This is a genomic window from Pantoea sp. NPDC088449 (assembly GCF_044753225.1).
Lineage (GTDB): Bacteria > Pseudomonadota > Gammaproteobacteria > Enterobacterales > Enterobacteriaceae > Pantoea > Pantoea floridensis.
In genome coordinates, this window is record NZ_JBIVMT010000008.1 from 160,186 (window position 1) to 169,829 (window position 9,644).

Annotated in this window: 13 protein-coding genes; all 13 read left to right on the forward strand. The window is 57.2% G+C overall.

Annotated features, from left to right (window positions below):
• Positions 1 to 341: 341 nt before the first annotated feature.
• The 13 genes from ACIP6T_RS24185 to ACIP6T_RS24245 all read left to right on the forward strand — a co-directional run bounded on the left by ACIP6T_RS24185 (position 342) and on the right by ACIP6T_RS24245 (position 8,860).
• Positions 342 to 746 carry a hypothetical protein gene (locus tag ACIP6T_RS24185; RefSeq protein ID WP_400459690.1) on the forward strand — a complete coding sequence of 135 codons (405 nt, stop codon included), beginning with the start codon at positions 342 to 344 and terminating at the stop codon, positions 744 to 746.
• Positions 747 to 835: 89 nt separating this feature from the next.
• The gene (locus tag ACIP6T_RS24190; RefSeq protein WP_400459733.1) at positions 836 to 982 is read left to right on the forward strand and encodes a succinate dehydrogenase flavoprotein subunit; all 147 of its coding nucleotides are present in this window, start codon (positions 836 to 838) and stop codon (positions 980 to 982) included.
• Between the two features lie 47 nt (positions 983 to 1,029).
• Positions 1,030 to 1,842: an N-6 DNA methylase gene (locus ACIP6T_RS24195; RefSeq protein ID WP_400459693.1), complete on the forward strand. Its 813-nt coding sequence runs from the start codon at positions 1,030 to 1,032 to the stop codon at positions 1,840 to 1,842.
• Between the two features lie 145 nt (positions 1,843 to 1,987).
• Positions 1,988 to 2,269: a type II toxin-antitoxin system RelE/ParE family toxin gene (locus ACIP6T_RS24200; RefSeq protein WP_097098425.1), complete on the forward strand. Its 282-nt coding sequence runs from the start codon at positions 1,988 to 1,990 to the stop codon at positions 2,267 to 2,269.
• Positions 2,269 to 2,592, forward strand: coding sequence for a HigA family addiction module antitoxin (locus ACIP6T_RS24205; protein WP_097098426.1), 324 nt, complete (start codon positions 2,269 to 2,271; stop codon positions 2,590 to 2,592). The genes ACIP6T_RS24200 and ACIP6T_RS24205 overlap by 1 nt, the downstream gene beginning before the upstream one ends.
• Positions 2,593 to 3,312: 720 nt before the next feature.
• Positions 3,313 to 3,831 (forward strand): DNA repair protein RadC, encoded by a 519-nt coding sequence (radC, locus tag ACIP6T_RS24210; protein WP_400459736.1) that lies wholly within the window; start codon positions 3,313 to 3,315, stop codon positions 3,829 to 3,831.
• A 145-nt stretch (positions 3,832 to 3,976) separates the two neighbouring features.
• Positions 3,977 to 4,351: a hypothetical protein gene (locus ACIP6T_RS24215; RefSeq protein WP_400459697.1), complete on the forward strand. Its 375-nt coding sequence runs from the start codon at positions 3,977 to 3,979 to the stop codon at positions 4,349 to 4,351.
• Between the two features lie 853 nt (positions 4,352 to 5,204).
• On the forward strand, positions 5,205 to 5,573 hold the full coding sequence (locus tag ACIP6T_RS24220) for a hypothetical protein (protein WP_400459700.1): 369 nt from the start codon (positions 5,205 to 5,207) through the stop codon (positions 5,571 to 5,573).
• Between the two features lie 86 nt (positions 5,574 to 5,659).
• Complete coding sequence (locus ACIP6T_RS24225; protein WP_400459703.1) at positions 5,660 to 5,809, forward strand: succinate dehydrogenase flavoprotein subunit; 150 nt, start codon at positions 5,660 to 5,662, stop codon at positions 5,807 to 5,809.
• Positions 5,806 to 6,429 carry a hypothetical protein gene (locus tag ACIP6T_RS24230; protein WP_400459706.1) on the forward strand — a complete coding sequence of 208 codons (624 nt, stop codon included), beginning with the start codon at positions 5,806 to 5,808 and terminating at the stop codon, positions 6,427 to 6,429. The genes ACIP6T_RS24225 and ACIP6T_RS24230 overlap by 4 nt, the downstream gene beginning before the upstream one ends.
• Before the next feature lie 146 nt (positions 6,430 to 6,575).
• Complete coding sequence (locus tag ACIP6T_RS24235) at positions 6,576 to 6,896, forward strand: type II toxin-antitoxin system RelE/ParE family toxin (RefSeq protein ID WP_097098432.1); 321 nt, start codon at positions 6,576 to 6,578, stop codon at positions 6,894 to 6,896.
• Entirely contained in the window at positions 6,886 to 7,167 is a 282-nt protein-coding gene (locus tag ACIP6T_RS24240; RefSeq protein ID WP_097098433.1) for a helix-turn-helix transcriptional regulator, read from the forward strand. The genes ACIP6T_RS24235 and ACIP6T_RS24240 overlap by 11 nt, the downstream gene beginning before the upstream one ends.
• Before the next feature lie 709 nt (positions 7,168 to 7,876).
• Positions 7,877 to 8,860, forward strand: coding sequence for a hypothetical protein (locus ACIP6T_RS24245; RefSeq protein WP_400459710.1), 984 nt, complete (start codon positions 7,877 to 7,879; stop codon positions 8,858 to 8,860).
• The last annotated feature ends 784 nt before the right edge of the window (positions 8,861 to 9,644 follow it).

The following is a 9,644-nucleotide window of genomic DNA, read 5'->3' on the forward strand; positions in this document are numbered from 1 at the left end:
CCCTGCAGCGGGCTTTCGCCCGCGCGTTCACTGGCCACGCAGGACGTGGCCGCTGAGGCCCGGACCGGCAAAGCCGTCCGGGGTGCGTTCCTGCTCACCTCCATACCGGCAGCCCATGTTCCGGCAGTTCTTCGCGGAGGGCTGGTCGTAGCACCGCCGGGACACCCGCCCGCAAGAGTTTGCTTCGCCGTTCCTCGCCCGTTCGCACTCGCCTGCGGCTCGCTTGCGCTGCGGCCTGCGGTGACGCTCGTGCGTTCGTGCACCCGTCGTTGCTCCTTTGCCCTTCGCCGCGATGAACTCACCGAAACATTGTTTCAGCAACCGACAACAGGAGAACCAGCATGAACACACAGAACGTCAACACCGCCGCTTCTGAATCTTCCGAAACATGGGTAAACCCGGCTTTTTACTCTGCAACGGAGGGGGCTTTTAGCGGCTTCCCCGTGAGTGCTGAAGACGATCACAACTACTGGTTGCGTCGTGAGCAGGCGGCAGTCAGTGCACCGAAGGAAATTGATGTACACCGCTACCACGATGCGCTTGGGCTGATGTACCCACGCTGCTGGGCAACAAGTGAAAACGGGGAATATGAGAGTTTCATGCTCGATGAGATGTATTGCGGGCGCGTGACGGAAATTTTTGCACGCATAGGGGGGCGTTATTACCGGCTGCGCGATTACAGCCATCTGAACCATGCGCAGATTATGACGCGCGTTAAGGAGGAACTTGCTCAGAAGCAGAAATGAAAAAAGCAGGCATAAGCCTGCTTCATTCCCGCCAGGTAAACGCTCGCAACGTCACCCTAGCTACCATCAAACTTAATGGAGATCTAACCATGAAATTCGACCCGGTGATCGTGTCACAGGCGGAATCTTTTGTAAATGCCCTTCGTAATGGAAAACGCGCCCGCGTTCCAGCCCTGAAGCTGGAGCACTGGCAGCAGTTTATGACGAAGGTCTACGCTGGCCCTGGCCTCGCGTGATGTGAAACGTGCCGCCCCGGAGGGGCGGCAATGAAAAGGATAAATTCATGTCACAGTTGAGCTTTGCCGAATTTTTTGATCAGTCAAAAGACCGCCTGCCGTCTACTGCTCCGGTATCTTTGGTTCCGGCGCCTGCCGTTGTTCCACGGATGATGAGTCTTGACGCCTCGCGGCGACAATTTATCCGCGTGTTCCGGGATACGGGCAATCATCTTCGCCGCTGGGATGTGTTCAGCGATTTCATTACGCTATGCGCCAGCGAGCTGGATATCGCCCGGATACGATCGCCTGAAAGTGTGGATCGGTGTCGCAAAATCTGCGATCGCTACAGCGCTGCCGATATCCAAAACATGCACGAGCTGTTCCAGTTGATGGTTTGTGCACTGGAGGCAGAATTTCACGATTTTCTGGGGGCGATTTTTATGGAGCTGGAGCTGGGCGACGATCGGCGCGGCCAGTATTTTACCCCGTATTGCGTGCAATCGATGATGGCGCGAATGCTGATGCCTGGCGTGAAAGAGACCATTGAACGAGAGGGATTTTTTACATTGTCTGAACCCACCTGTGGGGCGGGAGGAATGGTTATCGCCTATGCCGAATGCATGCTTGAGTCAGGGCTTAACCCTTCTATGCAGATGTTTGTCAGTTGCATCGATATCGATCCGATTGCGGCGGATATGGCATTTATTCAGCTTTCTCTGCTGGGTATTGCCGCCGAGGTAACCACAGGCAACACGCTTACATTGCAGTTAAGTCGGGTTCGTTACACACCCGTTTATTACCTTAACGACTTTGAAGAGCGGTTGTCTGCTCAGCGCCGGGTCAAAGCAATGCGGGATTTTATCCAGCGTATCAGCTAAAAAAGTCTGATAAGAGGCTCTCGGGCGGCTATATGCCGCCCATGCCTCATCTGGCTGAATCGGGCATTAAATAATATCCGAAGAGTGTTTCGCAATGAGAAACATGTGATATACTGTTTCTCGAAACGAAACACGGAGGCAGGGCGTGATTAAAAGCTGGAAGCATAAGGGGCTGCAAAAGCTCTTTGAAAAAGGCGATATCAGTGGCGTACAGGCACAGGATGCCGAACGTATCCGCATGCGGTTGCTGGTTATTGATGAAGCGATCTCAACGGATGAATTCAGAAACTATCCGGGGTTCCGTTTCCACCCCCTCAAAGGTGACCGCAGAAACCTGTTTTCAATCACTGTCAGGGCAAACTGGCGTATTACGTTCGAATTCACGGACGGCGACGCATACATTCTCAACCTGGAGGACTATCACTGATGGCTATGTACAATCCCCCGCATCCGGGCGGTCTGATCACCGAGTATATGGAAGATAACAACATCGGCCTGCGTGTCCTGGCTAAAGAACTGGGCGTATCGGCACCGGCGCTTAGCAAGGTTGCGAACGGCAAGGCGTCTGTCAGTCCGGAAATGGCTGTACGTCTTGAGGCCGGGCTGGGGATCGCTGCGCGCCTGTGGTTATCGATGCAGGCTGCCTGTGATTTGTATAAGGCCCGGGAGTCCACCGATGTTTCCGGTGTGCCACTGCATCCGGGTATGCAGGGAGTGGCGCGGGATGCGCAGACCGGCAAAGGTGCATAACTGCTGCGACTGCTCATTGCACCGGCTGAAAGCAAGGCAGGCACTGCGTGCCAGATAAAGCCGGTGCTGCCGCACCGGCCTTCACCTTTCGCATGCGGTTGCTTTACTCTCGCTGCTGAGCGCCCCTGCTTCCCTGGCTGTTGCAGCTGTTCAATCTTAATTGCATCTGACTCTTCCACGTCTTCAGGCACAACTGCATTAACCCCTGCTGGCCCCCTTCGGCTTCCCGGCAAGCCGGGTCGTCGAGCCCGACTGCGCTAACCGGCAAAGCCGGTAAGCTCCGCCGAACCGCCCGTGGCGTTTCGGGCCTGACGGCTAGGGTCTGATGGCAACGACCAAATAACTCCCCTGCAGCGGGCTTTCGCCCGCGCGTTCACTGGCCACGTAAGACGTGGCCGCTGAGGCCCGGTACGGCAGAGCCGTCCGGGGCTGTGACCTGTTCATCTCTGTCATGCCTGATGCTCTTCTGAGTTTCCCTGCCGCGCAGAAATCTGCCATACGCGCGTCATCACGCCAGGGCCGCAAGCTAAACGCCTGCACCCGGTCCCTTCGGGCTGCGGCCTTGTCGTTTCCCCTTGCGCTCTTCCGCCCGCACGACAGTTCTGCTTTTCGCGGCGAGGAATCTCAAAGAATCATCATTTTCATCCCAACTGGAGAAGCAACATGTCACAGCAAAACGTCAACACCGCGGCTCAGTCAACTCAAGAATCATCATCAGAAATGCCTGGAAGCAATGTTCACTTTTTCAGTCAGCTTCACGTACGCGATGCGCACGGGAACTTTATGATGGCGTCGGCAGCGCAGGTCCTGGCTGAGGCAATGCGCGCTATTGATGTTCGCTATCCCACTGGTACCACCTTCGAATCCTCTGAGGTATCAGGAGAGTTCTTCAGGGCAAAACTTGCCGGTCGCGATAGAGAGGTTTTTGCCGTGGCGTTTCTCAATAATCAAAATCAGCTGATTGCTTACGAAGAGATTTTTGCTGGAAGCGTGAATAGCGTCGAAGTCCATCCACGAGAGATTGTCCGTGCGGCGATGCGTCTTAATGCAGCTGCGGTGATCCTGAGCCATAACCACCCATCATTCACACCAAAACCATCTAAAGCAGACAACACCATTACGGTACGGATTAAAGATGCATTACAGCTGGTCGAAGTGCGGCTTCTGGATCACATCATTGTTGCAGGCAATGAAACAACATCGCTGGCACAACTTGGGCACATCAATAATCGGGGCTGACCGGATGCAGAGTTAAAAGTAGTACGCCAGCTCCACATAACACATAAAAAAAAGGCAGGGTATGAACCCTGCCTGCCCCCGCTCCCGACTTCCGCGACGAAATCAGGGCTTCACAGAACCATTGATTAACATAGAGTAAATCAACATGTCTTCAGCACAGACTTTATCAATCGATAATTACACAGTAAACCCTGCCTTAACCGATACCCGCGAACCGGTGCGCATGGAAACAATCGAGGCGATTGCTGAGATGGCAAAAGGCACGGAACGGCCTGCACTGATATGGGGTAACACCGATCGGGCAATAACGGCTGCGGAGGCGCTATGGGTTTTTGCAAAGCGCACCGGGCTGGATAGTAAAAATGAAGACGCATTTACGTCAGTGCAGGACCTGATTGCAAATCTCATGCACCTGTGTGAGCAGGAAGGCATTACGGGTGGCGAGATAACATTTTCAGCCCTGGTCAGCATGGCGGAAATGCATTATCTCTCTGAACTGGATGAAAAAGTCGTTTTCTAAAGACAGGGCCGGTAAAGGCACTGCGTATTCAATTGCGCACGATTAACATACTGGTGGCGTGCAGGGCAGGGATAAGCCGGCGCTGACGCGCCAGCCATCTCCCTTTGCCTGTATCTGCTGTCTCAGGTGCTACGGATCCTTTTACTGCCTTGTTCTTGCCGGCAGCTGGTCTTCGCATGCCGTTTACGCTTGTGCCTTCGTTACTGATTCATCTTCTGCAACAAGGTCAATTCCGCTATGGCCCCCTCCGGCTTCCCGGCAAGCCGGGGCGTCGAGCCCGACTGCGCTAACCGGCAAAGCCGGTAAGCTCCGCCGAACCGCCCGGGGCGTTTCGGGCCTGACGGCTAGGGTCTGATGTCTGAGGTCAACCCCTGCAGCGGGCTTTCGCCCGCGCGTTCACTGGCCACGTAAGACGTGGCCGCTGAGGCCCGGACCGGCAAAGCCGTCCGGGGTGTGTTCATGCCGTTTTCGTGCGCGGCGGGCCTGTTCCGGTCAGTCCAGGCGCGGAGGGCTGGTCGTAGCACCGCCGGGACACCCGTCCGCAAGAGTTCGCTTCGCCGTTCCTCGTCCGTTCGCACTCGCCTGTGGCTCGCTTGCGCTGCGGCCTGCGGTGACGCTCGTGCGTTCGTGCGCCCATCGTTGCTCCTTTGCCCTTCGCCGCGACTGGATCGACCGAAACATGACACACCACCTCAGCAGGAGAAATGCCATGAACACACACAACGTCAACGTCAAAACCGCCACGCCAGAATCTCCCAAAACATGGGGGGCGGGTCATGCGATGTATGTGGCGGACGTGTACTGAGACCAGCGGCGAAAAAGCACTGAATACTGACAACGGGAGAAAGACAGGATGAAAAAACAGCATACCGGTGCCGCTCAGGCGGGCGTTCAGACAGAAATCCCCGGGCTGACGCCGGGCCTTACAGAGAGTCTTGCGGCGCTGACCGAGCTGGGTAAGCACCGTCTCAGCGCCAGCGAAGAACACGAATTTTTACGGTTCACGCTGCACGACATGGCGCAGCAGGTGGCCGACACCGTACAGGGCAACGCGCTGCCGCTGTCGTCGTTTCGCGCGTGGATCGTGGCGAGTCATATCGTGCACGCACAGTTTGGCAGCCGGGGAGAGGTGGTTTGGGGGCGCGCCAGCAGCAGTCTGGCGGCGAGACTTAACGACATCAGCGCCGGGCTGTCGCCGGACACCGGCAAACAGCAGGCGTAAAAAAGGCAGGGTTGCCCCTGCCATCTTCACGGTCGCCAGTTAGCGCCTGGCGGCCACATCAAAACCAAAAAGCTCAGGAGAGTTATATGAATTTTGACCCGCAAATCGTCGCACAGGCACAGGCGTTTGTAAAAGGCTTTAACAGTGGTCGCGGCGTACGCGTCCCGAAAATGACGTTCAGCAGCTGGCCATACTTTATGCGCGCCGTGCGTCAGCAGATGGAGAGTCAGCCATGAGCCACCTCAGCAATGCAGACAGTGCAGATGGCATGACGCCCGTTGCGCAGGAGGACATCGTCCGCGTGCTGGGCGTGTACTGTCTTATCCGCCTCGACAACGGCGCTGAATCTTTCTGGCACCACGGGCATTACGTGTGCGCAGCGGACGGCGCAACCGGTGATCAGTGCGTGGCCGATGTGGCTCGCCTTGCCGCACGGGCCGGGGGCCAGTCGCTGCGGCACGCTGAGCTACCGGTGCCGGATGGTGACTGGTGCTGGAACGATATTGTCGAACGGCTGGCGCGCAGCGCGCTTACCGAAACGGTCCGCGCCTCCGGCATCGTAACGGGCAGTATGACGCCGCAGGGGCGGTGCGTACACTTCTGCGATCACCCACTGCTGAGCGGCGTAAATGACAACCTGTGGTTTCCGGTTGGTCACAATGAAAGCTGGTTTGAAGCCGTTGAGCGCATCCTCATTCTCAACGGGCTGGCAGAAAATCTGGTAAACCTGTCGCCGCTGCGCGAAGGCGGCGGCTATTCCGACTGGAAAGCAACCTGGAATCGACGGGTTATTATCTGCAGAAAAGCGGGACCCGGCACCAGTCTGGTGCCGGGCATGAGAACGAAACGGGGGTGACAGCGCCCCGCTGAATCAGAGCGATGCATGAGACCATCAGGACAGTGCCGGGAACAGCTACAGTAAGTTTTGTTAGCATATATGCTAAGTTAGTCTTTGTGCTAACTTAGCATTATTGCTATTATTACGTTCACGGAGGAGATAAATTGTTTAACGTAAAACTGCACGACGATGCCGGTAACGAACTGGAAGCCTTACCCGCAGAGATTGCCGCCAAAATGCTGCGCCTGCTGGAGAAGCTGGAAAAAAATCCCCGTTCTCTGAGAGAGCCGCACTGCAAACCGCTCGGTAACGGCCTGTTTGAAGTACGCACGATGGGCGGTGATATCGCACGCGGATTATGGGTCTATCAGACCGGTCAGAATATCTTCGTGTTGCGTATTTTCATCAAGAAAACACCTAAAACGCCACCGGCAGAGATTGATCTGGCGTGGCGCAGACTGGAGGACATGATCAATGGCGCATAAAACCCTGGCAGAGATGAAAGCCAGACTGATGCAGAGCGAAGATTTCAGGGCAGCCTACGAGGCCGAGGCCCGGAAAGAGCGTCTTCAGGAGCTGCTGGCTGAATGGCGCAGCCATGCCGGGCTGAACAGCGCGGATGTGGCTGCCAGAATGGGCATTGCACCTTCCACGCTGTCCCGCATGGAAAAAAATATCACATCGGCCAGCGTCGAAAACCTGTCCCGATATGCACGCGCGTGCGGTGTGAACGCGGCGACGATTTTTTTCGGTTAACCTGGTTTAACGTGCCGGGAAGGGCACCAGCGCCCTTTCTGGCTGAGGGCTGTAAAAGACCGGTAGCCCTGCGGGCAGGGCAGAACCGGTGCTGACGCACCGGCCCTCCACCTACACCTGTCCGGTCACCTCCTGCTGCATCCATTCTTACAATATCAGTTATCCCACCGGCTATCGGGGCTGATCCCCTGCCATTTCTGTTATCCAGACTGATTCTGCCACTGCCAGAGCATGGCCCCCTCCGGCTTCCCGGCAAGCCGGGGCGTCGAGCCCGACTGCGCTAACCGGCAAAGCCGGTAAGCTCCGCCGAACCGCCCGTGGCGTTTCGGGCCTGGCGGCTAGGGTCTGATGGCAACGGCCAAATCAACCCCTGCAGCGGGCTTTCGCCCGCGCGTTCACTGGCCACGCAGGACGTGGCCGCTGAGGCCCGGATCGGCAAAGCCGTCCGGGGTGCGTTCCTGCTCACCTCCAAACCGGCAGCCCATGTTCCGGCGGTTCTTCGCGGAGGGCTGGTCGTAGCACCGCCGGGATGCCCGCCCGCAAGAGTTCGCTTCGCCGTTCCTCGCCCGTTCGCACTCGCCTGCGGCTCGCTTGCGCTGCGGCCTGCGGTGACGCTCGTGCGTTCGTGCACCCGCCGTTGCTCCTTTGCCCTTCGCCGCGATGAACTCACCGAAACATGGTTTCAGCAACCGACAACAGGAGAACCAGCATGAACACACAGAACGTCAACACCGCCGCTTCTGAATCTTCCGAAACATGGGTAAAAACCCCTGAATCCGTCTATTTCACGCGGAAGATTGCTGCGCTGGCCGACCTTGCCCGCCTGGAAGGCGAGATGATGGCTTTCTGTGCGTTAGAGCGGCTTGGCATCGGGGGTGAGGATTTACGCGAGGATGTCCCGATGATTGCGCAGGATAGGATCGAGATGCTGGCAGCAATGGGTGCCATCAGCTCACCGACCGTGTATGAATTGGTGTGCGCAGCAGATGAGATGATAACCGAGCTGGATCCGACCTTATACCCCGTAGTGCTGCCAACACTGGAGGAATACAAGGCTGCGTCGGCATCCCGGAAGGCGCAGTGTCTGACACAAATTCAGGAAACCATGAAACCCTTTAGCGTCGAGATGTGGGGGGAAAAGGTTTATCCGGACGAATTTTCACTGGATAAAACTTACTGGACGGACAGTAGCATTCATCTGGGCCGAGCCTGGACTGTGGCGCAGGCGCTTGAACTTGCCAAAGCGGCATGGCTTAAGGATGAGTGGAATTCGCGCGAGGAGGGCGTTGACTACTTTGATGAGAATTTTGGACGCGATACGGGACCGATCAGCTTCCGTCCGATCCGCATTGTTATCAGCGACGAAAAAAACAATACGGTTCTGACAGGGGACCCGGCCGATCTCAGCTGGCATGCGGATATTACTGGCCCGGAAGAAAAGGCCCGCATCCGGGCGGCACAGGATGAAATGCTTAAAAAAGCGCGAGCTGAAAGCTACTGGTGTAACTATGAAACAGCGCGTCAGCTGCGCAGCAAAGTGAAGGATATGAGCAGGACGATTGTGGATGAAGCCTGGCAGGGGCACCCGGAAGTCATCGCGGCGATAGCGGCCTTTATTCATCCTGCACCTGTAAAGCCTGGCGGGGGCGAGGCGCTGCTTAGTATGAATCAGGTTGCCCAGCGCAATGAGTGAACGGAGCCCCGCAGGGGGCTTTTTTTGTTACCTGCAGGCGGTATGTGGCAGAGCAGGACCTTTACGCTCCGGCAAAGAGGGCAGCCCTGCGGGCAGGACGTTACCGGTGCTGGCGCACCGGTCATCTCCCTTCGCCTGTGATGTCAGTCACCCGGGCACTGTTTCATATTCTGGCCAGTATTCCTGATGCTGAAACTGCTCACGTAATGGTTGTCTCGCTATTTATCAGGGGGCGCAATCAGTGCCAGGCGTATAAAACCTCTTATGTCCCCCTTCGGCTCCTGCCCTGGCGGGCAGTCGTCGAGCCCGACTGCGCTAACCGGCAAAGCCGGTAAGCTCCGCCGAACCGCCCGTGGCGTTTCGGGCCTGGCGGCTAGGGTCTGATGGCAAACGGCCAAGTCAGCCCCTGCAACCGGCTTGCGCCGGTGCGTTCACTGGCCACGTAAGACGTGGTCGCTGAGGCCCGGACCGGCAAAGCCGTCCGGGGTGCGTTCCTGCTCACCTCCATACCGGCAGCCCATGTTCCGGCGGTTCTTCGCGGAGGGCTGGTCGTAGCACCGCCGGGATGCCCGCCCGCAAGAGTTCGCTTCGCCGTTCCTCGCCCGTTCGCACTCGCCTGCGGCTCGCTTGCGCTGCGGCCTGCGGTGACGCTCGTGCGTTCGTGCACCCGCCGTTGCTCCTTTGCCCTTCGCCGCGATGAACTCACCGAAACATGGTTTCAGCAACCGACAACAGGAGAACCAGCATGAACACACAGAACGTCAACACCGCCGCTTCTGAATCT